This is a genomic window from Oryzobacter terrae, assembly GCF_042756445.1.
In the GTDB taxonomy this organism is placed as follows: Bacteria; Actinomycetota; Actinomycetes; order Actinomycetales; family Dermatophilaceae; genus Oryzobacter; species Oryzobacter terrae.
Map to the genome: position 1 here is coordinate 3527540 of NZ_CP170578.1, position 26738 is coordinate 3554277.

The 26738-nt window shown below is 73.7% G+C and carries 23 protein-coding genes; 14 read left to right on the plus strand and 9 right to left on the minus strand.

Translation table 11 applies throughout. From position 1 onward, the window contains the following. The first annotated feature begins 4 nt into the window (after positions 1-4). From ACFWN3_RS16910 to ACFWN3_RS16930, 5 genes are all read left to right on the plus strand, one after another. The gene (locus tag ACFWN3_RS16910; RefSeq protein WP_377641606.1) at positions 5-397 is read left to right on the plus strand and encodes a YraN family protein; all 393 of its coding nucleotides are present in this window, start codon (positions 5-7) and stop codon (positions 395-397) included. Next, a complete protein-coding gene (locus tag ACFWN3_RS16915) occupies positions 394-1941 on the plus strand; it encodes a YifB family Mg chelatase-like AAA ATPase (protein ID WP_377641608.1) in 1548 nt (515 codons plus the stop codon). The genes ACFWN3_RS16910 and ACFWN3_RS16915 overlap by 4 nt, the downstream gene beginning before the upstream one ends. Then, the gene (gene dprA, locus ACFWN3_RS16920; RefSeq protein WP_377641610.1) at positions 1938-3092 is read left to right on the plus strand and encodes a DNA-processing protein DprA; all 1155 of its coding nucleotides are present in this window, start codon (positions 1938-1940) and stop codon (positions 3090-3092) included. The genes ACFWN3_RS16915 and dprA overlap by 4 nt, the downstream gene beginning before the upstream one ends. Positions 3093-3264: 172 nt before the next feature. Then, positions 3265-4176 carry a tyrosine recombinase XerC gene (locus ACFWN3_RS16925; RefSeq protein WP_377641612.1) on the plus strand — a complete coding sequence of 304 codons (912 nt, stop codon included), beginning with the start codon at positions 3265-3267 and terminating at the stop codon, positions 4174-4176. Then, positions 4169-7819, plus strand: coding sequence for a hypothetical protein (locus ACFWN3_RS16930; protein WP_377641614.1), 3651 nt, complete (start codon positions 4169-4171; stop codon positions 7817-7819). The genes ACFWN3_RS16925 and ACFWN3_RS16930 overlap by 8 nt, the downstream gene beginning before the upstream one ends. A 22-nt stretch (positions 7820-7841) precedes the next feature. On the opposite strand, the gene ACFWN3_RS16935 is transcribed toward ACFWN3_RS16930, so the two are convergent. The 3 genes from ACFWN3_RS16935 to ACFWN3_RS16945 form a co-directional block, all read right to left on the minus strand. Continuing rightward, the gene (locus ACFWN3_RS16935) at positions 7842-8495 is read right to left on the minus strand and encodes a murein hydrolase activator EnvC family protein (protein ID WP_377641616.1); all 654 of its coding nucleotides are present in this window, start codon (positions 8493-8495) and stop codon (positions 7842-7844) included. A gap of 95 nt (positions 8496-8590) precedes the next feature. Continuing rightward, positions 8591-9754, minus strand: coding sequence for a pyridoxal phosphate-dependent aminotransferase (locus ACFWN3_RS16940; protein WP_377641618.1), 1164 nt, complete (start codon positions 9752-9754; stop codon positions 8591-8593). Between the two features lie 54 nt (positions 9755-9808). After that, complete coding sequence (locus ACFWN3_RS16945) at positions 9809-11071, minus strand: MFS transporter (protein WP_377641620.1); 1263 nt, start codon at positions 11069-11071, stop codon at positions 9809-9811. Between the two features lie 324 nt (positions 11072-11395). On the opposite strand from ACFWN3_RS16945, the gene rpsB reads away from it, so the two are divergent. Beyond that, the gene (gene rpsB / locus ACFWN3_RS16950; protein ID WP_377641622.1) at positions 11396-12451 is read left to right on the plus strand and encodes a 30S ribosomal protein S2; all 1056 of its coding nucleotides are present in this window, start codon (positions 11396-11398) and stop codon (positions 12449-12451) included. A 49-nt stretch (positions 12452-12500) separates the two neighbouring features. Further along, the gene (gene tsf, locus ACFWN3_RS16955; RefSeq protein ID WP_377641624.1) at positions 12501-13331 is read left to right on the plus strand and encodes a translation elongation factor Ts; all 831 of its coding nucleotides are present in this window, start codon (positions 12501-12503) and stop codon (positions 13329-13331) included. 175 nt (positions 13332-13506) lie between these two features. On the opposite strand, the gene ACFWN3_RS16960 is transcribed toward tsf, so the two are convergent. After that, positions 13507-13995 (minus strand): phosphoribosyltransferase, encoded by a 489-nt coding sequence (locus ACFWN3_RS16960; RefSeq protein WP_377641626.1) that lies wholly within the window; start codon positions 13993-13995, stop codon positions 13507-13509. 98 nt (positions 13996-14093) lie between these two features. Between ACFWN3_RS16960 and ACFWN3_RS16965 the strand changes: the two genes are divergently transcribed. The 4 genes from ACFWN3_RS16965 (at position 14094) to ACFWN3_RS16980 (ending at position 16873) form a co-directional block, all read left to right on the plus strand. Then, positions 14094-14288: a hypothetical protein gene (locus ACFWN3_RS16965; RefSeq protein ID WP_377641627.1), complete on the plus strand. Its 195-nt coding sequence runs from the start codon at positions 14094-14096 to the stop codon at positions 14286-14288. Positions 14289-14403: 115 nt separating this feature from the next. Then, the gene (pyrH, locus tag ACFWN3_RS16970; protein WP_377645640.1) at positions 14404-15162 is read left to right on the plus strand and encodes a UMP kinase; all 759 of its coding nucleotides are present in this window, start codon (positions 14404-14406) and stop codon (positions 15160-15162) included. A 120-nt stretch (positions 15163-15282) separates the two neighbouring features. Then, positions 15283-15840 carry a ribosome recycling factor gene (frr, locus tag ACFWN3_RS16975; protein WP_377641629.1) on the plus strand — a complete coding sequence of 186 codons (558 nt, stop codon included), beginning with the start codon at positions 15283-15285 and terminating at the stop codon, positions 15838-15840. Positions 15841-15859: 19 nt separating this feature from the next. Next, positions 15860-16873 (plus strand): phosphatidate cytidylyltransferase, encoded by a 1014-nt coding sequence (locus ACFWN3_RS16980; protein WP_377641631.1) that lies wholly within the window; start codon positions 15860-15862, stop codon positions 16871-16873. A gap of 35 nt (positions 16874-16908) precedes the next feature. Here the strand turns inward: ACFWN3_RS16980 and ACFWN3_RS16985 are convergent, their stop codons facing one another. Further along, on the minus strand, positions 16909-17754 hold the full coding sequence (locus tag ACFWN3_RS16985) for a hypothetical protein (RefSeq protein ID WP_377641633.1): 846 nt from the start codon (positions 17752-17754) through the stop codon (positions 16909-16911). A 202-nt stretch (positions 17755-17956) separates the two neighbouring features. On the opposite strand from ACFWN3_RS16985, the gene rlmN reads away from it, so the two are divergent. Both rlmN and ACFWN3_RS16995 read left to right on the plus strand, forming a co-directional pair. Beyond that, positions 17957-19168 carry a 23S rRNA (adenine(2503)-C(2))-methyltransferase RlmN gene (gene rlmN / locus ACFWN3_RS16990; protein ID WP_377641635.1) on the plus strand — a complete coding sequence of 404 codons (1212 nt, stop codon included), beginning with the start codon at positions 17957-17959 and terminating at the stop codon, positions 19166-19168. 19 nt (positions 19169-19187) lie between these two features. After that, complete coding sequence (locus ACFWN3_RS16995) at positions 19188-20393, plus strand: hypothetical protein (protein ID WP_377641637.1); 1206 nt, start codon at positions 19188-19190, stop codon at positions 20391-20393. A gap of 10 nt (positions 20394-20403) precedes the next feature. Here the strand turns inward: ACFWN3_RS16995 and ACFWN3_RS17000 are convergent, their stop codons facing one another. The 4 genes from ACFWN3_RS17000 to ACFWN3_RS17015 all read right to left on the minus strand — a co-directional run bounded on the left by ACFWN3_RS17000 (position 20404) and on the right by ACFWN3_RS17015 (position 25019). Beyond that, the gene (locus ACFWN3_RS17000) at positions 20404-21519 is read right to left on the minus strand and encodes an LOG family protein (RefSeq protein ID WP_377641639.1); all 1116 of its coding nucleotides are present in this window, start codon (positions 21517-21519) and stop codon (positions 20404-20406) included. A 185-nt stretch (positions 21520-21704) separates the two neighbouring features. Beyond that, complete coding sequence (locus ACFWN3_RS17005; protein WP_377641641.1) at positions 21705-23081, minus strand: NAD(P)/FAD-dependent oxidoreductase; 1377 nt, start codon at positions 23079-23081, stop codon at positions 21705-21707. Between the two features lies 1 nt (position 23082). Then, the gene (locus ACFWN3_RS17010) at positions 23083-24519 is read right to left on the minus strand and encodes an aspartate aminotransferase family protein (protein WP_377641642.1); all 1437 of its coding nucleotides are present in this window, start codon (positions 24517-24519) and stop codon (positions 23083-23085) included. Continuing rightward, positions 24516-25019, minus strand: coding sequence for an Lrp/AsnC family transcriptional regulator (locus ACFWN3_RS17015; protein ID WP_377641644.1), 504 nt, complete (start codon positions 25017-25019; stop codon positions 24516-24518). The genes ACFWN3_RS17010 and ACFWN3_RS17015 overlap by 4 nt, the downstream gene beginning before the upstream one ends. A 173-nt stretch (positions 25020-25192) precedes the next feature. On the opposite strand from ACFWN3_RS17015, the gene ACFWN3_RS17020 reads away from it, so the two are divergent. Beyond that, the gene (locus ACFWN3_RS17020; protein WP_377641646.1) at positions 25193-26641 is read left to right on the plus strand and encodes a gamma-aminobutyraldehyde dehydrogenase; all 1449 of its coding nucleotides are present in this window, start codon (positions 25193-25195) and stop codon (positions 26639-26641) included. Positions 26642-26738: the final 97 nt, after the last annotated feature.

The following is a 26738-nucleotide window of genomic DNA, read 5'->3' on the forward strand; positions in this document are numbered from 1 at the left end:
GTGCATGACGACCACGGACATCGGGGCAGGGGGCGCGGACGACCCGCGGCGTGGGCTGGGCCGCTGGGGTGAGGACCTCGCGGTCCGGTACCTGCGCGACCAAGGGTTGACGGTCCTCGAGCGCAACTGGCGCTGCGAGCACGGCGAGGTCGACGTCGTCGCGCGCGACGGCGGGTGGGTCGTCGTGTGCGAGGTCAAGACGCGGCGGTCGGCCGGGTTCGGCGACCCCGTCGAGGCCGTCACCTTCGCCAAGGCGATGCGGCTGCGGCGGCTGGCCGCGGCCTGGATGAGCTCGCACCAGGTCAGCGCGCAGGGCGTGCGGATCGACGTCGTCGGCATCCTGTGCCGCCCCGGGCAGCCACCGCTGCTGCGCCACGTCGTGGGGGTGGGCTCGTGACGCTCGGGCTCGGCCGCACCCTCTCGGTCACCCTCACCGGGCTCGAGGGCACCCTCGTCGACGTCGAGGCGCACATCGCGCCGGGCCTGCCGCAGTTCGTCATCGGCGGGATGCCCGACACGGCGTGTGCCCAGGCGCCGGACCGGGTGCGCTCGGCGGCCGTGACCTCCGGGGTGCCCGTCCCGCCCCACCGGGTCACGGTCAACCTGTCGCCGGCGTCGATCCCCAAGCACGGGTCGGGCTTCGACCTGCCCATCGCCGTGGCGGTGCTGGCCGCGAGCGGCGCCCTCCGGGCGGCCTCCCTGGCGGCCGAGGTCGTCCACCTCGGGGAGCTCGCCCTCGACGGGCGGCTCCGCGGGGTCCGGGGGGTCCTGCCGTCGGTGCTCGAGGCCTCCCGTCGCGGGGTGCGGCACGTCGTGGTGCCGCTGGAGAACGTCGCCGAGGCGCAGCTCGTCGACGGCGTCACCGTGCACGGCGCGGCCAGCCTGGGTGAGGTCCTCGGCTGGTACGCCGCGGCCGACGCCGGGGCGCCCCTCCCGGTCGCGGAGGTCCCGGTGGCCGACCTCGGTCCGCAGCGCACCGGCCCCGACCTCGCCGACGTCGCCGGCCAGCCCGAGGCCCGTCGCGCCCTCGAGCTCGCCGCCACCGGAGGCCACCACCTGCTGATGTCGGGCCCTCCGGGGGTCGGGAAGACGATGCTCGCCGAGCGGCTCGTCACGGTCCTGCCGCCGCTGTCGCGTGACGAGGCCCTCGAGACCCACGCCATCCGCTCCCTCACCGGACACGTCGGCGACGTCGCCCGCCTCGACCCCACGCCGCCGTTCGTCGCGCCGCACCACAGCTCCACGGTCGCCGCCGTGGCGGGTGGCGGGTCGGGCGTGGCCCTGCCGGGGGCCATCTCGCGCGCGCACCACGGCGTGCTGTTCCTCGACGAGGCGCCGGAGTTCTCACCCCGGGTCCTCCAGGTGCTCCGCCAGCCACTGGAGTCGGGGGAGGTGGTACTGGCGCGAGCGCGCACCGTGGTGCGCTACCCCGCCCGCTTCCTCCTCGTCCTCGCGGCCAACCCCTGCCCGTGCGGGCTGTCGTGGGGCAAGGGCATCGACTGCACGTGCCGACCTCCCGAGATCCGCGCCTACGGGTCGCGGTTGTCGGGTCCGCTGCTCGACCGCGTCGACCTCCAGGTGCACGTGCCGCCCGTGCGGCGCGCCGCCCTCGGCGACGAGCGGGGCGAGGGCAGCACCGCGGTGGCCGCCCGGGTGGCCGCGGCCCGGGCCGTCCAGCGCGAGCGGTGGGCCGACGGGGGGTGGGTGACGAACGGGGTCGTCCCCGGACACGTGCTGCGCCGACCGCCCTACCGGCTGCCGCACCACGCGACGGCCGTCCTCGACCGGGCGCTCGACGCCGGGCGGCTCACCCTGCGCGGGTACGACCGGGTGCTGCGGGTCGCATGGTCCTCCGCAGACCTGTCCGGCCGTACCGTCCCCGACGCCGACGACGTCGCCACCGGGCTCGTCCTCCGACGCGGGGAGCAGGTGGCGGCGTGAGGGGTCGGCGCAGCGCCCTCGAGCACGACGAGCGGTGGGCCCGGGTCGCCTGGACCTACGTCTCCGAGTCGCGCAGCACGACCCTCGCCCGGCTGCTCGAGGCCGACGGCGCGGTCGAGTCGCTCGCGCTGCTGCGCGCCGGCCGCGTGCGCGACCGGGCGCGCGCCCTCGGCCTGCGGGCGCGCGTCGCCGACCTCGAGGGGTGGGAGGCGCGGATCGGCGAGCTCGACCTCGACGGCCTCCGTCGCGCCTGCGAGCACCACGCTCTCTCCGTGCTCGTCCCCGGCGACGAGTCCTGGCCCGAGCGGCTCGACGTGCTGGGCGAGCCGCCGCCCTGCGTCTACGTGCGCGGCGATCCCGACCTGCCCGCCCTCGTCGACCGGTCCGTGGCCCTCGTGGGGTCGCGCGCCGCCACCGAGTACGGGCTGCGGGCGGCGGGGGACCTCGCCGACGGCCTCGTGGCTCGGGGCTTCACCGTCGTCAGCGGCGCGGCGTACGGCATCGACGCCGCGGCGCACCGTGCGGCTCTCGCGGGGGAGGGCCGCACGGTCGCGGTGCTGGCCTGTGGGGCCGACCGGGCCTACCCGACGGCCCACCGCGGGTTGATCGAGGCCGTGGCCCGGTCGGGTGCCGTCGTGAGCGAGAGCCCGCCCACCGCGGCTCCCTACCGGTGGCGCTTCCTGGCGCGCAACCGCCTCATCGCCGCCCTGTCCGGGGCGACGGTGGTCGTCGAGGCGAGCCTGCGGTCGGGCTCCCTGTCGACGGCGAAGGAGGCCAGGGAGCACCACCTACCCGTCGGCGCGGTTCCGGGGCCGGTGTCGAGCGCGACCTCCGCCGGCTGCCACGCGCTCGTCCGCGACACCGGTGCCGTCCTCGTCACCGATGCCGCGGAGGCGGCCGAGCTCGCGGCACCCATCGGGTCCGATCTCGTGCCGGCGAGGGACCACGGGCCGAGCCGTCCCGGAGACCACCTCGACGACACGGCGTACCGCGTCTGGTCGGCGGTCCCGGTCCGTGGGTCGGCGACCGCCGACCGCATCGGCCTCGCGGCAGGGGTGCGGGCCGAGTCGCTCGGGGCGGTCCTCGCGGCCCTCGAGGCGGACGGCCTGGTCGTCCGCGACGAGGGGAGGTGGCGCAAGCGCGCGCGGTGAGCGCGTCGGGTGTGGCTGGTGCGACGTGGCTGCTGGGGCCGGTGGGTCCGGTGCGTTCCGCTCGTGGCCGTTCGGGCAGCGCCGGTGGGCGGCCGGGTCAGGATTGCGCAAGGAATCGGCGAGTTGTTCGGAAGTCGTTGCGAAGGGCGCGGTGGGGTGACACCGTGTGCGCGTGACCGTCGTCCCCTGCGACGCGCTCCCGGCCTTCGAGCGACACCTGAGGGCCGAGCGTGGAAGATCGCCGAACACCGTGCGTGCCTACGTGCGGGACGTCGGCGCGTTCCTCGACGACGCCGGGGTCGAGGACGACGCGGAGCTGCGTCAGGTGCGACTCGCCGACCTGAGGGCCTGGCTGGGCACCCTGTCGCGCGGGGGCGCTGCGCGCTCGACGATCGCCCGGGCGTCCGCGTCGCTGCGCACCTTCTTCGGTTGGCTCGAGCGGTCCGGGCGCATCCCGGCCGACCCGTCCCTGCGGCTGTCGGCTCCACGTCGCCTGCGGACGCTGCCCCCCGTCCTGGCCCAGCGCTCCGCCGCGGCCCTGCTCGACGTCGCTGCCGTCGCGGCCGACGACGACGACCCGATCCACCTGCGCAACCGCGCCGCCCTCGAGCTCCTCTACGCCACCGGTATCCGGGTCGGTGAGCTGGTCGGCCTCGACGTCGACGACCTCGACCACTCGGCCATGGTGCTGCGCGTCGTCGGCAAGGGCGACAAGGAGCGCCGGGTGCCGTTCGGGCTCCCGGCCCGCGATGCCGTCGACGCCTGGCTCGAGCGGGGCCGGCCCCGGCTCGTGACGGCCGAGAGCGGTCCGGCGCTGCTCCTCGGGCGCCGGGGGCGCCGGGCCGATCCGCGCCAGGTGCGCTCGGTCGTCCACGAGCTGCTCGAGCACGTCCCCGACGCCCCCGACCTCGGCCCGCACGGGCTGCGCCACTCGGCCGCCACGCACCTTCTCGAGGGAGGTGCCGACCTGCGCATGGTGCAGGAGCTGCTCGGCCACGCCTCGCTCGCGACGACGCAGATCTACACCCACGTCTCCGTCGACCGCCTGAAGCGGTCCTACGCCCAGGCCCACCCCCGTGCCTGACGAGGCGCTGTCCCGCGAACCGGACCCGATGGACGGCCCCGCCGACGAGACGTCGGAGTGGGCCCAGGACGCGCGTCCCCAGGGCGCCCCCGCGGGCGCCTCGGGGGACAACCGTGACGTCGTCGACGTCGCGGAGTGGGTCTCGGAGTTCCGCCGCCTCTACGTCGAGACCAAGCCCGACCTCCCCGTCGAGGAGCCCGAGCACGTCGAGGCCAAGCACCGTCGGCCCTCCATCTCCCGCTTCAGCCGCCGTCGCGCGGGTCACCACCAGAAGCCGGAGCCCGAGCCCCCTCCGTCGGCACCCGAGGTCGCCGCGCCCCTCGGTCTGGCCGCGCTGGCCGCGTCGGCCCCCGTCGAGGAGCACCCGACCGCCGACACCGCCGACGATGACGCTCCCATCGTCCTTCCGTCGTGGACCACGGGCGCCGGCGTGCACCCACCCGTGGACGACGACCCCGACCGCCCCTTCGGGCGACGCTCGACCGACGTCCCGGAACCCGAGTCGGTGGAGGAGCCCGAGGCGTTCGTCGAGTCGGAGCCGGAGTCGGCGGCGGAGCCTGAGGCGTCCGTCGAGTCGGAGCCGGAGTCGGCGGCGGAGCCCGAGTCCGAGGCGGAGCCCGAGGCGTTCGTCGAGTCCGAGCCCGAGCCCGCGGCGTTCGTCGAGCCCGAGGCGGAGGCATTCATCGAGCCCGAGCCGGAGTCCGATGCGTTCGTCGCGTCCGAGCCGGTGGCTGTCGCGGCCGCGGATTCCGACGGGCTGCCCGCCGTGGAGGCCACCGATTGGGCATCGCCTAAGTGGCCGACAGCGGCCGTGGATGAGGTCCCGACGGACGAGGCGGGCCTCGCCGACGACCAGGCCGCGACCGGCGCACTTGTCGACCTCGGAGAGGACGATGGCGACGCCACTGCAGACCTCCATGCGTTCGAGGAGGAGGTCACAGCGCCGGAGACGACCGCCGTGTGGTCGCCCGCCACCGGAACCTGGGAGTCGAGCACCTCCGCTGCGGAGGTCGCCGAGTCGTGGGACCTCGAGGACGAGTCGTCCGACGAGGTCGCCACCGTGTGGTCGCCGTCAACCGGCACGTGGGAGCCCGCACTCGGCCAGGCCGAGACCGAACCCGTCCACACCGTTTCCGAGGCTGAGGACGCCCTTCAGCCGGTCGACACGCCCGACGTCCCGATGGCCCACCTCACGCCCGCCGCCTCACCAGAACCCGACGCCGCTCCTGCGGACGACGCGAGCAGCGAGCGCACCCAGCCGGCCGAGGCGGACCCGCCCACTCCCGAGCCGGCCGCTCACCGCTCCTGGTGGCGCTCGCTCCTCTCGGCAGATGACCACGCCGATGCCACCACGACGGACGAGGCACCAGCCGGCGGGGCCGTCCCGGCGTCCGACCAAGGGGATGGTGTCGTCCCCGATGAGTTCGAGGCCGAGGCGCTGACGCACCCCGAGCCCGAGACCGAGGCGCTGACGCACCCCGAGCCCGAGACGACTGCCGTGGTGACCGACACCGATGACGACGGCGTCGACTGGGCTGCCTGGCAGGCCGAGCTGCGGTCGTCCGTCGCCGCGCCTCGCGACGACGACTCGTGGGCCGACGACCTCGACGAGTCCGACGAGTGGTCCATCACCGAGACCGATCCCCTCGATGCCGAACCCGAGGCCGAGACCCAGCCCGCGCCAGTGGCGTTCGTCGAGCTGGAACCCGAGGCGGTCGAACCCGACCAGCACCCGGAGCCCGTTGCGTTCGTCGAGCCTGAGCCTGGGGCCGAAGGGGTCGAACCCGAGCCTGAGCCTGTCGCCGTGGTCGAGGCCGAGCCGGAGCTGGTCGCGTTCGTCGAGCCCGAGCCTGAGCCTGTCGCCGTGGTCGAGGCCGAGCCGGAGCTGGTCGCGTTCGTCGAGCCCGAACCTGAGCCTGTCTCGGTGGTGGTCGAGGCGGAGCCGGAGCCCGTTGCGTTCGTCGAGCCCGAGCCTGAGGCCGAAGTGGCCGAGCCCGAGCCTGCCGCGGTCGCCGAGGCGGAGCTGGAGCCTGTCGCCGTGGTCGAGGCCGAGCCGGAGCCCGCCGTGTTGGTCGAGCCCGAGCCGGAGCCCGCCGTGTTGGTCGAGCCCGAGCCCGAGCCGGAGCCCGCTGCGTTGGTCGAGCCCGAGCCGGAGCCCGCCGTGTTGGTCGAGCCCGAGCCCGAGCCGGAGCCCGCTGCGTTGGTCGAGCCCGAGCCGGAGCCCGCCGTGTTGGTCGCGCCCGAGCCCGAAGTGGTCGAGTCCGAGTCCGAGTCCGAGCCTGTCGCGGTGGTCGAGGCGGAGCCGGAGTCCGTTGCGTTCGTCGAGCCCGAGTCCGAAGTGGTCGAGCCTGAGCCTGCCGCGGTCGCCGAGGCGGAGCCAGAGCCGGAGGTCGTTGCGTTCGCTCAGCCTGAGCCTGAGCCTGAGCCTGAGCCTGAGCCTGTCTCGGTGGTCGAGGCGGAGCCGGAGCCCGTTGCGTTGGTCGAGCCCGAGCTTGAGGCCGACGTGGTCGAACCCGAGCCTGAGCTTGTCGCCGTGGTCGAGGCGGAGCCGGAGCCCGTTGCGTTCGTCGAGCCCGAGCCTGAGGCCGAAGTCGTCGAGCCCGATCCTGAGGCCGAAGTCGTCGAGCCCGAGCCTGAGGCCGAAGTGGCCGAGCCCGAGCCTGCCGCGGTCGCCGAGGCGGAGCCGGAGCCTGTCGCCGTGGTCGAGGCCGAGCCGGAGCCCGCTGCGTTGGTCGAGCCCGACGCCGACGTGGTCGCGAAGGAGCCTCAGCCTGTCGCGGTGGTCGAGGCGGAGCCCGAGCCCGAGCCGGTTGCTTTCGTCGAGCCCGAGGCAGAGGCACAGGACAGCGAGGCGAACCGCGCCGCCCGCAGCTATGACGAGCAGCCCTGGGTCATCGAGGACGACAACGAGGCCCGGTCCGCCTACGGCTGGTTCGTCCCGCCGCCGGAGATCGCGGCCGTCCTGGAGTCGGCAGCAGCGCCCGGGGACACGGCGACCACGGAGCAGGCCGATGGCACGGCGGCGGCGGAGTCCGGTGACGCTGCCGAGGCTTCGGTCGCCACGACCGACACCGGCATCGGCACCACCGAGCCGTCCGCGTCCCCGAGCCCCGACGCGGACTCGGCGACCACCACACCGGACCCGCTGCTGGCTCCCGCGGCCTCGGCGGGCACGACCTCCGACGAGACGATCGAGCGCTACGTGGCACCGCCCGTGCACCTGTCGTGGCGGGTGGCCGACGGCATCGACTTCGAGGTGCCGGAGGTCGAGGACCCGGACCTCGACATCCTCATCGAGCCCCCGACCCAGATGGTCCAGGTGTCGAGCCGTCGCGCCGACGCCCAGGAGCGCCGGGCCCGCGCGGCCGCCAAGGCCGCGGAGCGCGAGCGGGAGCTCGCCGAGGAACAGGCCGCGAAGGAGGCCGAGGAGGCCGCCGCCGCAGCGGAGGCCGCCACCCAGGCCAAGCGCTCGTCGGGTCGTCGCACCCTCGTCATCCTCGTCGCGCTCCTGCTCGTCCTCGCCGCTGGCTGGTTCGTCCTCCGACAGACCGGAACCCTCGCCGCAGGCCTGGTGCCCGTGACGCCCAGCGCCGCCGCGTCGTCGCCGGCCGGCACCGCGGACGGCGCGACGCTCCACCTCTGACCTGCGCGACCAAGGCGTCCTGTCAGCGCAGGGGCAGCAGCACGAGCCGGCCCCGGACGAGCAGTGGCCACGGGTCGACGTAGCCGTCGTCACGCCTCGCGCCGAGGTGCAGGCAGACCCGCGGTCCGCAATGGGAGGCCGAGGTTCCCCCACCGGGCCGTACCGACCCCACGACGTCACCCGGCACGACGAGATCGCCGACCGAGACAGCGGGGTCGACCGGCTCGTAGGTGCTGCGCAGCCCACCGGCGTGCAGCACCGTCACCGTCCCGCGTCCGGCCACGATCCCGCGGTGGGTCACCGTCCCCGCCGCCACCGCGAGCACCGCGTCACCGGAGCGGGCCGCGAGGTCCATCCCGCGGTGCCCGGAGGCCCAGGGGCTCGGGGGAGCGCGGAACCGGCGCAGGACGGGAGGTCGGGGGACGAGGGGCCACCGCCACCGGGGCGTGGACCGCGGCAGCCCCGACGCCCGTGGCGCGGAGCCGACGGCCGCTCGGGTCCGCATACCGGCCACCGAGCTCGGCGCGCCGTCGCGACGGTCCGGTCTGTCGGGCGCCGTTGCGACGATCGGCACCCGAGCGGCCGCGAACGGCTCGCCGGTAGGCGGCCCGACCGCGAGGGCGAGGGCGCCCACCGCAGCGAGGGCGGCGAGCGACGCGACGAGGGACCTGGACATGGGCCGACCCTCGCCCATCGAGCGACCGACCAGGAGACGCGACGAGAACCTGTGGACGACCCGCCCCGCCGAGAGAACCTGTGGACGAGGGCGTGTCAGCCCCCGAGCGCCGCCAGCCGACGGCACGCCTCGTCGAGGACCGCGTCCTCCTTGCAGAACGCGAAGCGCACGAGCGTGCGGGCGGCGTCGACGTCGTCGTGGAACACCGACACCGGGACCCCCACGACCCCGGCCCGCTCCGGCAGCTCGTGACAGAACGACAACGCGTCGACCGCGCCCAGGGGGGCGGCGTCGGCGACGACGAAGTACGTCCCCTGGGGCACCGACACGGTCATCCCCGCCGCGCGCAGCCCGGACACCAGCCGGTCGCGCTTGGCCTGCAACGACCTCGCGAGCCCGGCGAACACCGCGTCGTCGAGCCCCAACCCGGTCGCCACCGCGTGCTGGAAGGGACCGGAGCCGACGTAGGTCACGAACTGCTTCACGGCGCGCACCGCCGCGACGGCCTCTGCGGGCCCGGAGACCCAGCCCACCTTCCACCCCGTCGTGGAGAACGTCTTGCCGGCCGACGAGATGGTGAGAGTGCGCTCCCGCATCCCGGGCAGGGTCGCGACGGGAACGTGCTCGACGCCGTCGAAGGTGAGGTGCTCGTAGACCTCGTCGGTGACGACCCAGGCGTCGTGCTCGCGCGCCAGCTCGCACACGAGGTCGAGCTCGGCCCGCGTGAAGACCTTCCCCGTCGGGTTGTGCGGCGTGTTCAGCAGCACCAGGCGGGTCCGTGGCGAGAACGCCGCGCGCAGCGACTCCTCGTCGACCGCGAAGTCGGGGAACCGCAGCACCGACGTCCGCCTGACCCCACCGGCCAGCGCGATCGTCGCCGCGTAGGAGTCGTAGTACGGCTCGAAGGTGACGACCTCGTCGCCCGGGCGGACGAGGGCGAGCACCGTCGCCGCGATCGCCTCCGTGGCCCCGACGGTCACGAGCACCTCGCTGCGAGGGTCGAGCGACAGCCCGTAGAAGCGCGACTGGTGGGCGGCCACGGCCTCGAGGAGCGCCGGCACCCCCGGCCCCGGCGGGTACTGGTTGAGCCCCGAGCGGATCGCCGTCACGGCGGCCTCGAGGACCTCCGCCGGCCCGTCGGTGTCGGGGAACCCCTGGCCGAGGTTGATGGCCCCGTGCTCGGCCGCCAGGGCCGACATCGTCGCGAAGATCGTCGTCCCGAAGGGGGCGAGGGCGGGGTGGCCGAGGGAGGAGGGCATGCCCGCAGGCTAATCCGAGGGCTCGCCGTGCGACCGCTTCTCGCCGTGCGACCGCTACTCGCCGTGCGGCTGTTCGTCGCCGTGCGACTGCTCGTCGGCGTGTGCGATGTGCCCGAGCTGCCGCCAGACGAGGGCGAGCGTCACCGCCGACCCGACGAAGGCGAACCAGAACGGAGCCGCCGGACCGAACCGGTCGGCGAGCAGCCCGCCGATGAGCTGCCCGACGAGCAGGCCGACCGTGAGACCGAGCCAGTAGACCGACCCGACCCGTCCCTGGAGGTCGTGCGGCGTCGCCCGCTGCCGCACCGCGTTCGAGAGGGACCCCCACACGAACGCGTACGCCCCGAAGGCGAACATCACGACGTAGGCGACGGCCGGCACCGTCGTCAGCGCCAGCGCGAGGTGCATGAGCACCTCCAGGGTGAGGCACACCTTCATCAGCACGCCGAGCGCCACGCGCCGCTCGAGCCGGTCGTACCCGACCACGGCGATGACGCCACCCACGGCCGAGGCGGTGGTCAGCAGGCCGAAGCCGACCTCGTCGACCCCGAGCCGCTGCTGCGCCCAGTAGACGAGCACCCCCCACGGCGCCCCCCACGTGATGTTGAAGGCGAGGATCACGAGGATGAGCGTGCGCACCGGAGCGTGGTGGCGGATCCACCTCAGCCCGTCGAGGATGTCGCGCCCCACGTGCTGCGGCTCCCGGTCCTGCGCTCTGACCACCGCGGGCAGGGCGACCTTGGCGAACAGCGCCGCCGCCAGCAGCCCCGCGGTCGCCTGCACGCCGAACGGGAGGGCGTGCCCCACGGCGAACAGCGACGCCCCGACGGCCGGCCCGACCATCTGGTTGGCGACGAGGAACCCCGACATCTGCCGGGCGCTCGCGACCCCGAGGTCGCCCGGCGGGACGATCGAGGGGAGGACGGCGCGCCATCCGGTGTCGGCGAAGATCTCGGCGGTGCCGACGGCCAGCAGGGCCAGCAGGAGCAGGCCGATGGAGATGGTCCCCGTGAGGATGGTGCCGACGAGCAGCAGCAGGACGACGACGCGCAGGAGGTTGGCGGTGAGGACGAGCCGCTTGCGGTCGACGCGGTCCGCGATCGCCCCGGCGTAGAGGCCGAGGACGAGCGTCGGCACCTGCTGCACCATGGCCGCGGCCGCGATGAGCCTCGGGTCGTCCGTCTGCGAGGCGACGAGCAGGGGACCGGCCGCGAGGGCGATGCCGTCGCCCAGCTGGGCGACCCACGCCGACGCGAGGTTCCACCGGAAGGGGACGCCCATCCGCGGCGGAGCGATGACGTCGAGGATCCGGCCCACGAGGCCGAGACGCTACCCGCCGGAGGACGCCGCCGCCTCCCGCTTTCCCGCTGGTCGCGGGGGCCGGGCCGATTTCCTCGGGGAGCCCTCGACGACGTACGATGTCCGACGGCCTGCGTGCACTCGCACGCGTGCCCAATTCGCGCGTCACGCTCCTGCGACGAGGTCTCCTCCGAGCAGGGCGCACCACGGCAGTGGCGGACCACGGTCGCTCATCGAAGCGGCCGGGACCGTCCGGGGTGCGTCAGACGCCAGGCAGGTGGGGCCGGCAGCCGCCGACAACCACCGACGAAACTGACAACCTCACACACAAGGAGAACGACGATGGCCGTCGTCACCATGCGCCAGCTCCTCGAGAGCGGCGTCCACTTCGGGCACCAGACCCGTCGCTGGAACCCCAAGATGAAGCGCTTCATCATGACCGAGCGCAACGGCATCTACATCATCGACCTGCAGCAGTCGGTGACCTACATCAACAACGCGTACGAGTTCGTCAAGGAAACCGTCGCCCACGGCGGCACCATCCTCTTCGTCGGCACGAAGCGCCAGGCCCAGGAGCCCGTCGCCGAGCAGGCGACCCGCGTCGGGATGCCGTACGTCAACCACCGCTGGCTCGGTGGCATGCTCACCAACTTCCAGACGATCTCCAAGCGGCTCACCCGCCTCAAGGAGCTCGAGGAGCTCGACTTCGACGACGTGGCCGGCTCGGGCTTCACGAAGAAGGAGCTGCTCATCTTCAAGCGCGAGCGGGACAAGCTCGAGAAGACCCTGGGCGGCATCCGCACCATGGCCAAGGTCCCCTCGGCCGTGTGGATCGTCGACACCAAGAAGGAGCACCTCGCCGTCGACGAGGCGCGCAAGCTCGGGCTCCCCGTCATCGCGATCCTCGACACCAACTGCGACCCCGACGAGGTCGACTACAAGATCCCGGGCAACGACGACGCCATCCGCTCGGTCACCCTGCTGACCCGCGTCATCGCCGACGCCGTCGCCGAGGGCCTGATCCAGCGCTCCGGTGGCCCTGCGACCGATGACGTCGTCGCCGGTGGCGAGCCGCTCGCCGACTGGGAGCGCGAGCTCCTCGGTGGCGACGCCGCGCAGACGGCCGACGAGGTCGCTCCGGAGGCCGGCGAGACCGCCGCCGCCGAGGCCACCGAGGCCGCCGAGGTCACCGAGGCTCCCGCCGCCGAGACCGCCGAGGTCGAGGCTCCGGCTGCCGAGGCTCCCGCCGCCGAGACGGCTGAGGTCGAGGCCCCGGCCGCCGAGGTCACCGAGGCCCCCGCCGCCGAGGCGTCCGAGGGTGAGGCGACCGAGACCGCCGAGGTCGAGGCCGCCGAGGCTCCCGCCGAGGCCGAGGCCGCGCCGGCCGAGAAGGCCTGACCCACCTCTCACCCGTCCGACCGCTAGTAGGAAAGAGCGAACACCACTCATGGCGAACTACACCGCCGCTGACATCAAGGCGCTCCGCGAGAAGACCGCCGCCGGGATGATGGACGTCAAGAAGGCCCTCGACGAGGCCGATGGCGACATGGCCAAGGCCGAGGAGATCCTGCGCGTCAAGGGCCTCAAGGGCGTCACCAAGCGCGAGGGCCGTACGGCCTCCAACGGCCTGGTGACCGCGGCCGCGACCGCCGGCGAGGGCACCCTCGTCGAGGTCCTCTGCGAGACCGACTTCGTCGCCAAGGGCGAGCGCTTCGGCGCCCTGGCCGACCAGGTCCTCGCGCAGGCCGTGGCCGTCAAGGCCACCGACGCCGACGCCCTGCTCGGGTCCACCCTGTCCGACGGCAAGTCGGTCAAGGAGCTCCTCGACGAGGCCAACGCGACGATCGGCGAGAAGATCGAGGTCAAGCGCGTGGCCCGCCTCGAGGGCGACCACGTCGTGTCCTACCTGCACAAGACGAGCCCCGACCTGCCCGCGCAGATCGGCGTCCTCGTGGCCACCACCGGTGGCGACGAGGCGATCGCCCGTGACGTCGCGATGCACATCGCCGCGTTCAGCCCGAGCGTGCTCGACCGTGCCGAGATCGACGAGGCGACCGTGGAGAACGAGCGCCGCGTCGCCGAGGCCACGGCGAAGGAGGAGGGCAAGCCCGAGGCCGCCCTCCCGAAGATCGTCGAGGGTCGCGTCAACGGCTTCTTCAAGGAGAACGTCCTGCTCGAGCAGCCGTTCGCCAAGGACGCCAAGAAGACCGTCGCCAAGGTCCTCCAGGAGGCCGGCGCCGCCGCCAACGGTTTCGCCCGCTTCCGCGTCGGGGGCTGACCCCGCCGCACCTCGCAGCATCCGGATGCCGCCCGCTCACCACGAGCGGGCGGCATCCGTGCGTCCGGCCCCGTCCCGGGCACGAGGGATGGCTGCGCGCCCCCGGCCGGGGGCCTCGAGAGGCCACGGCCCATCCTTCGGGCGGAGCGGCGGGCCGGGTGGCGCGCAGCGTCGCTCAGCGGCCGCTGGGGCCGCGGCCGGTCACGGGTGGGCGGTCGCTCCACGGGAAGGTGATCCACCGGTCGGTGTCGCGCCACACGTAGTCGGGCCGCACGAGCGAGCGCGGCTTGGCGTAGATCGTCGCGGTACGGACCTCGCCGACCTTGCCCGCGCAGAAGTCCTGGACCGAGGCGAGGGTGAGCCCGGTGTCGGCGACGTCGTCGGCGACGAGGACGAGCGCGTCGTGCAGGTCGATGAAGTCGGGGGCGGGCGGGAGGATGCGCGGCACCTCGAGGCGCTCGTCGACCCCGGTGTAGAACTCGACGTTCATCGTGTACGTGTTCTTCACGCCGAGCGCGTAGCCCAGCGCGCCGCCGATGAGCAGGCCGCCCCGGGCGATCGACAGGATCATGTCGGGGACGCCGTCACGGGCCACCTGTTCGGCGAGGTCCCAGACCGAGGTGTCGAAGTCGGCCCACGTGAGGACCTCGCGTTCCTGCTCCACGCGCGCCATCCTGTCAGCCTGACGGTGGAGCGGTGAGTCGGCGTCCCGCCCTCGTGGACGGTCCGTACGGCGCATACTGGCCCCAGGAGGTGGTCGAGGTGGCGACGAACGGCGATGACGGCACCCGGGGTGGCGAGGACCTGCGGCACGCGCTCGAGGAGCGGGTGCACACCGACCTGCCGCGGATCCGGCCCGAACAGATGGTGACGACGCAGCAGGTCAGCCCTCCTCCGGACCCGCAGGGCGGCCGCGACACCGAGCAGGAGTTCCTCCTCCGGCACGCCGGCCCCTGAGCCGCGCGGGCCCCCGTTCGCGGCGCCGCACGGTTCGGCCCGGTGCGTCCCCGTGTGACAGGATTCGGTGACCGCTGCGCACCACCGCCGAGGAGGCCCTGTGACCACTCACGCCCTGACCGAGGCCGCCCCGTCTCCCGGACCGACCCTCGTCGAGCGCCCGGACCGGCCGCGTCGCGTCCTCCTCAAGCTCTCCGGAGAGGTCTTCGGCGGTGGGAAGGTCGGCGTCGACCCCGAGGTCGTGCGGGGCATCGCCCGCCAGATCGCCGACGCGGTCCGTGAGGGCATCGAGGTCGCGGTCGTCGTCGGTGGGGGCAACTTCTTCCGGGGCGCCGAGCTGCAGCAGAAGGGGATGGACCGGTCGCGCGCCGACTACATCGGCATGCTCGGGACCGTCATGAACTGCCTGGCGCTGCAGGACTTCCTCGAGAAGGAGGGCATCGACACCCGCGTCCAGACCGCCATCGCGATGGGCCAGGTCGCCGAGCCGTACATCCCGCGCCGCGCCATCCGCCACCTCGAGAAGGGCCGCGTCGTCATCTTCGGCGCCGGCGCCGGCATGCCGTACTTCTCCACCGACACCGTCAGCGCCCAGCGCGCCCTGGAGTGCCGGTGCGACGCCGTCCTCATGAGCAAGAACGGCGTCGACGGGGTCTACGACGCCGACCCGCGCAGCAACCCCGACGCCCGCAAGCTCGACCAGGTGACCTTCGAGGAGGCCCTGCGCAGCGGCCTCAAGGTCGTCGACGCCGCGGCGTTCAGCCTGTGCATGGACAACCGGCTGCCGATGGTCGTCTTCGGGATGGAGGGCCACGGGAACATCACCCGCGCCCTGCGCGGCGAGCCGATCGGGACCCTCGTCTCCGCCGGCTGACCCGCCGGGGCAGCAGGCGCCGCCCCGGCTCGTGCCGACCGGGACCCCGCCCGCCCTGACACACTGGACCCGACCCCCGCCGCGCGCGCCGCGCGGCACACCGAAGGAGAACCGCCGCAGATGATCGACGAGACCCTGTTCGAGGCCGAGGAGAAGATGGAGAAGACCGTCGAGGCCGCCAAGGAGGCCTTCGCCGGGATCCGCACGGGCCGCGCCCACCCGGGGATGTTCCAGAAGGTCCTCGTCGACTACTACGGCGCCCCGACCCCGCTCCAGCAGCTCGCGTCCTTCCAGACGCCCGAGGCGCGCACCATCATCATCAGCCCGTTCGACAAGGGCTCGATGCACGCCATCGAGAAGGCGATCCAGCAGGCCGACCTCGGAGTCAACCCGAGCAACGACGGCAACATCATCCGCTGCATCATGCCCGTCCTCACCGAGGAGCGGCGCCGCGAGTACGTCAAGATGGCGCACACCCAGGCCGAGGACGCCAGGGTCTCGGTGCGCAACGTGCGCCGGCACGCCAAGACCGTGCTCGAGAAGCTCGTCAAGGACGGGGAGGTCGGCGAGGACGAGGGCTCGCGCGCCGAGAAGGAGCTCGAGGCGGTCACCAAGCGCCACGTCGACCTCATCGACGACCTCCTCAAGGGCAAGGAGGCCGAGCTCCTCGAGGTCTGACCCGAGCGCTCGTCCCTCCATGACCCACCCCACCGACGCGGGCGACGCCGCCGACGCCGTGCCCCCGACCGAGGCCCCGGACGCGACCGACCGGGCCGACGCCGCCACGGCGCTCGCGACCGACCCGACCCACCCCACCGACCCGACGACGGACCCCGAGCTGACCCCCGGGTCCGACGAGACCCCTGACGCCGACGGGGTCGAGGAGCCCGCCGCCCCGGCGTCGCGCGCCGGTCGTGACCTGCGCGCCGCCATCGGGGTCGGGCTGCTCCTCGGCGGCGTCGTCATCGGCACCCTCGTCGTCGACGCCCGCGCCTTCCTCGCCGTCGTCGTCGTCGCGGTCACCTACGGCGCCTGGGAGCTGCGCCGGGCGGTGGCGACGAAGGGCATCTCGGTCCCGCTCGTGCCGCTCGTGCTCGGCTCGGTCGGGATGCTCGTCTCGGCCTACCTGCGCGGGGCGGACGCGCTCGTCATCACCTTCGGCCTCACGGTCGTCGGGCTGCTCGTGTGGCGGGTGGCCGACGGCCTCGCCGGCGCGGCCCGCGACCTCGGGGCCTCCACCCTCGTCGCGTTCTACCCCGTCCTCCTCGGCGGCTTCGCCTCGATGATGCTCGCGGCCCCGGACGGACGCCAGCGGATCGTCGTGTTCGTCCTCGTCACGGTGTTCTCCGACATCGGCGGCTACGCGGTCGGGGTCAAGCTCGGCAAGCACCCGATGGCGCCGTCGCTGAGCCCGAAGAAGTCGTGGGAGGGCTTCGCCGGCTCGGTCGGCACGTGCGCCGTCGTCGGCGCCGTCAGCCTGCCGCTGCTGCTCGGGGGGCTGTGGTGGGCGGGCGCGATCCTCGGCGCCGTCGCCGCCGCGGCGGCCACGCTCGGCGACCTCATCGAGAGCAGCATCAAGCGCGACCTCGGCATCAAGGACATGGGCACCCTGCTGCCGGGGCACGGCGGCATCATGGACCGCCTCGACTCGCTCGTCGTCGTCGCGCCGGTGGCCTGGGCGCTGCTCCTCTGGTTCGTGCCGCTCGGCTGAGCTCCGAGCGGCACGAACCAGGTGGAGGGCCGGGGTCAGCCGGCGGCGCGGCGGCCGATCCCGAGGACCTGCTCGAGGACCTCTGAGGGGTGCACGCTCATCGTGCCGTCGGCCTCCTCGGTCGTGAGGCAGGTGATCTGCCGGTCGACCCAGTGGTAGGTGTGCTGCGAGAGCGGGCTGATGCCGTCGGCGTGCATCCGCTGCGCCCAGTCGGGGACCATCTCGAGCGCGTCGCGGACCTCGGCGGCGGTGCCGCACGGCTGGAGGAGGATCGCGTGCCGGTAGGGCATGGCGAAGACCCAGCCGTTGCGGTCGTCGACGTCGGGCAGCCAGCGGTGCGCGGCGTCGTTGAGGAAGCGCGCGAAGCTCGCCGTGTAGGGCGAGTCGCCGATGATCGTCCACAGCCCGCGGCGACCCTCGGTGACCCGGTCGACGTCGACCGGGGAGGTCTCGAGGAGCTCGAGGAGGTTGGTGCGGCCCCGGTTGATCAGGCTCGGGAGCCGGCGGTTGGACTCCTCGATGCGAGAGTCGGGCAGCGTCACCACGGCCGAGGGCAGGTCGAGGGTGAGCACCTCGTGGATGTGCGAGGCGAAGTGCGACGCGTACGAGAAGCCCAGACCCGTGGAGTGGATGCGCTCGGCGCTCACGAGGCGGGAGGTGAGGGCGGCGTCGAACGCCCCCGGGTCGAGCGAGGCGATGTCGGCGTCGGCGGCCGCGGTCAGCCGTTCGAGGTGTTCGCGCACCGAGTCCGAGAAGGGTCCGGGCTCGTCGTCGATGTCCGGCACGACGGAGATGGGGACCCGCTGCTCCTCGGGCGCGTTCGTGTGAACGTCGTTCCCCTGGGGCGCCTTGGGCACCTTGAACTTGTCGAACAGGCCCATGGCCGTCCTCGTTTCCCTGCAAACACCCGTTCCCCTGCAGAACGAGTAGGACCACGGTAGAGGCATCCGGGCCCTCGGCGCCACGGAATCGGCCGAACGGCCCATGCGGGGTGCCGCGCAGCGCAGTAGGGAGCCGCGACCCCGGCGCCGCCGGCCCGGGCGAGGCGACCTCGGCGCCACGACCTGAGAGACTGGGCGGACCATGAGCGAGACCCCCGCACCCCGCCCCGCCCCCGGGCAGCTGACCTTCGCCGCCCCGCGCCGGGGCAAGCCCCCGCGCCACCTCGCCGACCTCACCCTCGCCGAGCGTCGCGACGCCGTCGCCGCCCTCGGCCACCCGGCCTTCCGGGCGAGCCAGCTGTCGACCCACTACTTCGACCGGCTCGTCGCGAGCCCGGACGAGATGACCGACCTGCCCAAGGCGGTGCGCGACGACCTCGTCGCCGACCTCATGCCGACCCTGCTGACCCCCGTCCGCAGCCTCACCGCCGACCAGGGCGCCACGGTCAAGCAGGTGTGGCGGCTCTTCGACGGGGCCCTCGTCGAGTCGGTCGTCATGCGCTACCCGCGGCGGGTCACCGTGTGCATCTCGAGCCAGGCCGGCTGCGGGATGAACTGCCCGTTCTGCGCCACGGGGCAGGAGGGCCTGACCCGCAACATGTCGACGGCCGAGATCGTCGAGCAGGTCGTGGCGGCGTCACGGCTGCTGCGCCACGGGGGCCTGCCCGAGCTCACCGGCGCGGTCGGGGGAGCGGGCCTCGGCGACGAGAGCGGCGACAGCGGCGAGGGCGATGAGGGCGGCGCCACCGGCCCGAGCCGCGTCTCGAACGTCGTCTTCATGGGGATGGGGGAGGCGCTGGCCAACTACAAGGCCGCGATCGGCGCGATCCGCCGGCTCGTCGACCCCGCCCCGGAGGGTCTCGGGATGTCGGCGCGCGGCATCACGATGTCGACCGTCGGCCTCGTGCCGGGCATCGACAAGCTCGCCGAGGAGGGCATCCCCGTCACCCTGGCGCTGTCGCTGCACGCGCCCGACGACGAGCTGCGCGACGAGCTCGTGCCCATCAACACGCGGTGGAAGGTCGACGAGGCCATCGACGCCGCGCACCGCTACCACCTCGTCACCGGACGCCGGGTGAGCATCGAGTACGCCCTCATCCGCGACATCAACGACCAGGCGTGGCGGGCCGACCTCCTCGGTGAGAAGCTCGCCGCCCGCGGTCGCGGCTGGGTGCACGTCAACCCCATCCCGCTCAACCCGACGCCGGGTTCGAAGTGGACCGCCTCGCGACGTGGGGTCGAGCAGCAGTTCGTCGAGCGGCTCCGGGCGCACGGCATCCCGACGACGGTGCGCGACACCCGCGGCTCCGAGATCGACGGCGCCTGCGGCCAGCTGGCGGCGGCGACCGCCTGAGCGGTCGTACGCTGTGCGGGTGCACCGTCGCGCCGCCGCCCTCCTGGCGGTCCCCAGCCTGGCCCTCGGCCTGCTCCTCGCCGGCTGCGGGGGAGACGCCGAGCTGCCCGCGGCCCTGCGCTCGGCCGACGGGCACGCGACGACCTCGCACGGCGCCGGTGCCACGGCCTCGACGACGCCCACGGCGACGGCGGTCCCCGACGTCGCGCTCCGACGCGGAGAGCGCTTCCTCAGCCTCGAGCTGCCCGAGCCGTACTCGCCGAAGGCCCCCGAGGGCGTCGGCACCGACGACTACCGCTGCTTCCTCGTCGACCCCGCCTTCCGCACCGACCAGCTGGTGAGCGGGGTGCAGATCGCCCCCGACAACGCGGCGATGGTGCACCACGTCATCGTCTCCAAGGTCGAGCCCGACCAGGTGGCCGCGGCGACGGCGCTCGACGCGAAGGACCCGGGGGAGGGCTGGACCTGCTTCGGGGGCGCCGGCCTGGCGGGGACGCGCGGCGGAGACCTCGACGACGCCGACTGGGTCGGCGCGTGGGCGCCGGGCGGCGGCGAGCGGGTCATGGCCGACGACATCGGCATCCCGCTGTCGAAGGGCACCCGGCTCGTCGTCCAGATGCACTACAACCTCCTCGCCGGCTCGGGCAGCGACCAGAGCACGGTGCGGCTGCGGTTGTCCGAGGCGGCCGGGTCCGACAAGCAGGCGCTGCGCACGATGCTCCTGCCAGCCCCCGTCGAGCTGCCCTGCCGGGACAACCGCACCAAGGGGCTGTGCAACCGCACGATCGCCGTCGCCGACCTCAAGAAGCGCTTCGCCGAGGAGCCCGCCACCGCCGACCTCCTGCACCTCCTGTGCGGGCCGGTCGACCCCGGGCCCGTCCAGAGCTGCACCCGCACCATCCGCGACTCCGGCACGATCCGCGCCGTCGCCGGCCACATGCACCTGCTGGGCCGGGCCATCACCGTCGACGTCAACAAGGGCACGCCGCAGGCCCGCCGCGTCCTCGACATCCCGGTCTGGGACTTCGACGACCAGGCGAGCATCCCGCTGAAGAAGCCGGTGCGGGTCGGTCCCGACGACACCATCACCGTCACGTGCACCCACGACCAGGGGCTGCGCGACGTGCTGCCCTCGTTCGAGGGGACGACCGACCGCTACGTGGCCTGGGGCGAGGGCACGACCGACGAGATGTGCCTCGGCATCGTCCTGATGACCCCGCGCTGAGCCGGTCGGCTCACGCCGGGGCCGCCTCGGTGACGAGGGCGGCGGCGTCCTCCACCGAGTCGACGAGGTGGACCCGCTCGGCCATCGGCCGCCCGGCGGCCAGGGCGGTGAGCGCCGGCCAGACGGGCACGGTCTGCGTCCAGTGGCGCCGGCCGACGAGGACGACGACGGGCAGGGCGTCACCCGCGGCCGCGTAGTAGAGCCGGGTGGCCGACTGGAAGACCTCCTGCACGGTGCCGGCCGCGCCCTCGAGGACGACGAGCCCGGCGGTGCACCGCGCGAGGAGGCCGTCCTCCCTCAGGGCGTTGGAGAAGTACTTCGCGATGCCGGTGCAGAAGACGTTGGGCGGCTCGTGCCCGTAGAACCACGTGGGGATGCCGATGCTGCGCACCTGCGGCTCCGGCGTGCGCAGCGGCGTCGTCAGCAGGTCGTCGTGGACGTCGAGGGCGACCCGCGCCCACGCGCCGACGTCGGGACGGAACGAGGGGACGGGGGCGAGGCGGGCGAGCGCCTCGGTCAGGGCGTCCGCGGTGGGCGCGAGCGCGCCGAGGTTGGCGGCCTCCATCGCCCCGGGGCCGCCGCCGGTGACGACGGTGAGGCCGGCGTCGGCCAGGGCGTGCCCGAGGAGCGCGGCCCCCGCGTACCGGTCGGTGCCGCGCTCGACGGCGTGGCCGCCCATGACGCCGGCCACCGCGCGCGGGCCGATGACCTCGTCGAGGGCGTCGCCCATCGAGTCGTCGTGGATGGCGCGCAGCAGCGTGACGAAGGCGTCGTGGCGCACGGCGCCGTCGCGTGCCCAGTGGTACGCCCGCGAGTCCGGTGTGGCGGCGTAGCCGTGCTCGCGCAGGCCGGCGTAGAGCTCGTGCGGCTGGTAGAGCGTCGACCGGTACGGGTTGACCGGGGCGTGGGGGTCGCCGGGGAAGACGAGGGCGCCGTGGCCCCGCAGGTGCGCGGCGAGGGCGTCGGACATCGTCCCGCCGAGGACGACCATCCCCTCGACGTCGGAGCGGGCGAGGAGGTCGTCCTCGTGGCCGGTGAGGTCGAGGTCCTGGAGGCGAAGCCCCCGCAGCGACCCGCCCCCCGAGATCGTCGCGCCCAGGTCGGGAAGGCTCTCGATCTCACGCACCCTCCGCACGCTACCCACCCCGGTGCGCAAGTTCGGGGTTACCCCGAACTTGCGCGCTCCACCCCGGTTCTGGACCGGGGTGAAGCGCACACATCCGGGGTGAGGCCGAGGAGGCCGTCCCTCCCGTCACACCTTTTCGGGGTGACCCCGAACTTGCGCAGCAGGCACGGGGCGGAGGGCGGCGGTCAGTGGGCCGTGAGGCGGGAGAGGAGGGCGCCGAGCCGGGCGGGGCGGCCGGTGCGCGACTCCTCACGGTCGGCCAGGTGGGCCAGCCGCAGCCCGGCGTTGACGCCGAGCCACCGCAGCGGCTCGGGCTCCCAGCGCGGCGACCGGTGCCCGACCCACGGCAGGTCGACGAGTGCCGACGTCCGCCCGAGGACGAGGTCGGCCAGGGTGCGCCCGGCGAGGTTGCTCGCCGCCACCCCGTCGCCGACGTAGCCGCCCGCCCGGCCGGTGCGCGTCACGGGGTCCCACGAGACGCAGGGGTGCCAGTCGCGGGCGATGCCGAGCGGTCCGCCCCACGCGTGGGTGAAGCGCACCCCGGAGAGCTGGGGGAGCAGGTCGGTGAGCGTGGACCGCAGCGCACCGAACACCTCCTCCTCGAGGTCGAACTCCGGGCGCACCGCCGACCCCCAGTGGTACGGCGCCCCCCGCCCGCCGAACGCGATCCGCCCGTCGTCGGTGCGCTGCCCGTAGATGACGACGTGCCCGTGGTCGGCGAAGACCTCGCGGGCGTCGAGCCCCGTCCGCCGCCACTGCTCGTCGGACAGCGGCTCGGTGGCGACCATGAGCGAGTACACCGGGGCCACCGTCCTCTCGTAGCCGGGCAGGCGCGGCGTCCAGCCCTCGGTGGCGAGGACGACCGCGCCGGCCGTGACGCGCCGCCCGTCCCCGAGGACGACCACTCCGTCGCCGGCCCGCGCCACCCGGGTGCCCTCGACGACTCGCGCTCCCTGCCGGCGCACCGCCGCCGCGAGGCCGTCGACGAGCCGGCGGGGGTGCACGCGGGCGCAGTGCGGTGTGTACGTGGCCCCGAGCGCTCCGGCCACGAGCAGCCGTTCGCGCGTGGCGGCGGCGTCGAGCCAGACGGTGCCGGTGTCCCAGGACGACGCGTGCTCGACCTCGGCCCGGGCGCGGTCGGCCTGGGCCGAGGTCCGCGCGACGACGAGCGCCCCGCCCTTGGTGAACCCGGAGCCCAGCCCCTCGGCCTCGTCGACCCGGCCGACCTCGTCGACGGTGTCGCGCAGCGTCGCCAGCTGGGCCAGCGCGCCGGCGCGCCCGGACGCGCGGGCGAGGACGTCGGGTCCGACCGGCCAGAGCGCCGACACCCAGCCGCCGTTGCGCCCGCTGGCCCCGAACCCGACGTGCTCGGCCTCGAGGACGAGCACGCTCAGGTCGGGGCGCTCGCGCAGGAGGTAGTAGGCGGTCCACAGCCCGGTGTACCCGGCGCCGACGACGGCGACGTCGACCGCGAGGGGGAGCGGGTCGGTGGACGCGGGCGCCGGCGGGGCGGCGTCGTCCCACCACAGCGGGCCGCTGCCCGCCGGCGAGGCCGCGCCCACGTCAGAGGTGGTTCTCGGCCTCGGTGAGCACCGACCGCAGCCGCCGCTCGATCTCGTCGAACTCCGCCGGACCCATGGTCAGCGGCGGCGCGAGCTGGACGACGGGGTCGCCGCGGTCGTCGGCCCGGCAGTACAGGCCGGCGTCGAAGAGCGCCTTGGAGAGGAAGCCGCGCAGCAGCCGCTCGCTCTCGGCGTCGTCGAAGGTCTCGCGGGTCGCCTTGTCCTTGACGAGCTCGATCCCGTAGAAGTACCCGGCCCCACGGACGTCGCCGACGAGCGGGAGGTCGAGGAGCTTGTCGAGGGTCGCCTTGAAGACCGGGGCGTTCTCCTTCACCCGGTCGTTGAGGCCCTCGGCGTCGAAGATGTCGAGGTTGGCCATCGCGGCCGCGCACGACACCGGGTGCCCGCCCCAGGTGTAGCCGTGCGGGAAGTAGGTCGTGCCGGAGCGGAAGGGCTCGAAGAGGCGGTCGCTGGCGATCATCAGGCCGAGCGGGGCGTAGCCCGACGTGATGCCCTTGGCCGTCGTGATGATGTCGGGCTGGTAGCCGAAGTCGTCGCACGCGAACATCGAGCCGATCCGGCCGAACGCGCAGATCGTCTCGTCGGACACGAGGAGGACGTCGTACTCGTCGCAGATCTCGCGGACCCGGTCGAAGTAGCCGGCGGGCGGCGGGAAGCAGCCGCCCGAGTTCTGCACCGGCTCGAGGAAGACGGCCGCGACCGAGTCGGGGCCCTCGAACTCGATGGCCTCGGCGATCCGGTCGGCGGCCCAGCGCCCGAAGGCCTTCTCGTCGTCGCGCAGGTGCTCGGGCGCCCGGTACAGGTTGGTGTTCGGGACCTTGTGGCCGCCCGGGACGAGCGGCTCGAAGGGCATCTTCGCGTCGGGGATGCCGGTGATCGACAGGGCGCCCTGCGGGGTGCCGTGGTAGGCCACGGAGCGCGAGATGACCTTGTGCTTGGTCGGCTTGCCGGTGAGCTTGAAGTACTGCTTGGCCAGCTTCCAGGCGGTCTCGACCGCCTCGCCGCCACCGGTGGTGAAGAAGACCCGGTTGAGGTCGCCGGGGGCGTGGTGCGCCAGCCGCTCGGCGAGCTCGATGGCCCGGGGGTGGGCGTAGGACCACAGCGGGAAGAAGGCGAGCTCGGAGGCCTGCCTGGCCATCGCCTCGGCGATCTCGGTCCGCCCGTGCCCGACGTTGTTGACGAACAGCCCGGCGAGGCCGTCGATGTACTCGTTGCCGCGGTCGTCCCAGATCCGCCAGCCCTCGCCGCGGGTGATGATCGGCACCGAGTGGCCCAGGCCGCCCTCCTCCCGGTCCTCGAACACCGAGTGGCGGGTGAAGTGCATCCACAGGTGGTCGCGCGCGGCGTCCGAGTAGAGCTTGCCCGTGGCGGTGTGGCGGTCGGAGCTGGGCTCCCAGACACCGGTGGTCGTGGTCATCGCGTTCCCCAGTTGTAGTGCTGCTTGTTGAGCTTGAGGTAGACGAACGTCTCGGTGGTGGCGACGCCGGCGAGGCCGCGGATCCGCTCGGTGAGCAGCTCGAGCAGGTGGTCGTCGTCCTCGCAGACGACCTCGGCGAGGATGTCGAAGCTGCCGGCGGTCGTGACGACGTAGGACACCTCGGGCATCGCCGTCAGGGCCTCGCCGACGGCGATGAGGTCGCCCTCGGCGCGGATGCCGATCATCGCCTGGCGGCGGAAGCCCACCTGGAGCGGGTCGGTGACGGCGACGATCTGCATGACCTCGGCGTCGAGGAGGCGCTGGACGCGCTGGCGCACCGCGGCCTCCGAGAGCCCGACGGACTTGGCGATGGCCGCGTAGGACTGCCGTCCGTCCTCCTGGAGCAGTTCGATGATCCGCTTCGCGACGTCGTCGAGACGGGTCTCCGGGGCCGACCGGGGCGGACGGCTGGGGCGGCTGCTTCGGGTCACGCCCGACATCGTGCCCGCTGATTCGGGGGCACGCAAGTACCTCCGTGACGGATTCCGCGGATCTTGAGCCTCACCTGTGTAACTTTTCATCGAATTCGGTGGTCGAACCCTAGTGAATTCGCGGGGAGCGGGTTTAGAGTCCACCTGCACCGACGTCCACACCACCCCTGGGAGCCACGCCCATGAGCGGTCCTCGCACGCTTCGCAACTTCATCGCCGGCGAGTACGTCGACGCCCGTACGGATTCCACGACCGACGTCGTGAACCCGGCCACCGGATCCGTCGTCGCGACGGCACCGGTCAGCGGCGCGGAGGACGTCGACGCCGCCTACGCGGCGGCCCAGCAGGCCTTCGACGGCGACTGGGGCCGCACCACCCCGAGCGACCGCCAGCAGGCGCTGTTGAAGTTCGCCGACGCCATCGAGTCCCACGCCGAGGAGCTCATCGCCCTCGAGTCCGAGAACACCGGGAAGATCAAGGCGCTCACCGCGAGCGAGGAGATCCCCCCGATGGTCGACCAGCTCCGGTTCTTCGCCGGCGCGGCCCGGGTCCTCGAGGGCAAGGCCGCGGGGGAGTACCTCGCCGGGCACACGTCGTGGATCCGGCGCGAGCCGATCGGCGTCGTCGGGCAGGTCACGCCGTGGAACTACCCGCTCCTCATGGCGGTGTGGAAGATCGGCCCCGCGCTCGCCGCCGGCAACACCGTCGTCCTCAAGCCGAGCGACACGACCCCCGAGAGCACCCTGCGGCTGGCCGAGATCGCCTCCGAGTTCCTCCCGGCGGGCACGCTCAACGTCGTCACCGGCGACCGCGACACCGGGCGCCTCCTCGTCGAGCACCGCACGCCGAGCCTCGTCGCCATCACCGGGTCGGTGCGCGCCGGAGCCGAGGTCGCGGCCAGCGCCGCGCCCAACCTCAAGCGGGTCCACCTCGAGCTCGGGGGCAAGGCCCCGGTCGTCGTCTTCGACGACGCCGACATCGAGGCCGCCGTCGAGGGCATCGCCATCGCGGGCTACTTCAACGCCGGCCAGGACTGCACCGCCGCCACCCGCGTCCTCGCCGCGCCGCACATCCACGACGACTTCGTCGCGGCGCTCGCCGAGTACGCGAAGGGCTCGGCCCCCGTCGGCCTGCCCGACGACGAGGACGCGCTCTTCGGCCCCGTCAACAACGCGAACCAGCTCGCGCGGGTCAGCGGCTTCATCGAGAACCTCCCGTCGCACGCCACGGTCTCCGCGGGCGGCAACCGGGTCACCGGCCTCGGCGACGGCTTCTACCTCGAGCCCACCGTGCTCTCCGGGCTGCGCCAGGACGACGACGCCGTCCAGAACGAGATCTTCGGCCCGGTCATCACCGTGCAGCGCTTCACCGACGAGGAGGAGGCGATCCGCTGGGCCAACGGCGTCGACTACGGCCTCGCGTCCTCGGTGTGGACCAAGGACTTCGGCCGCGCCATGCGGATGAGCAAGGCCCTGGACTTCGGCTGCGTGTGGATCAACACCCACATCCCGCTCGTGGCCGAGATGCCGCACGGTGGCTACAAGAAGTCCGGCTACGGCAAGGACCTGTCGATGTACGGCTTCGAGGACTACACCCGCATCAAGCACGTCATGGCCAACATCGAGTCCTGACCAGGCCGCGAAACACGCCGGACACACCCGTCCTGCACCCTGAGCCCGAGCACCCCCCGACCACCGATCCCGGACCCCGGACCCGGACCACCTCGAG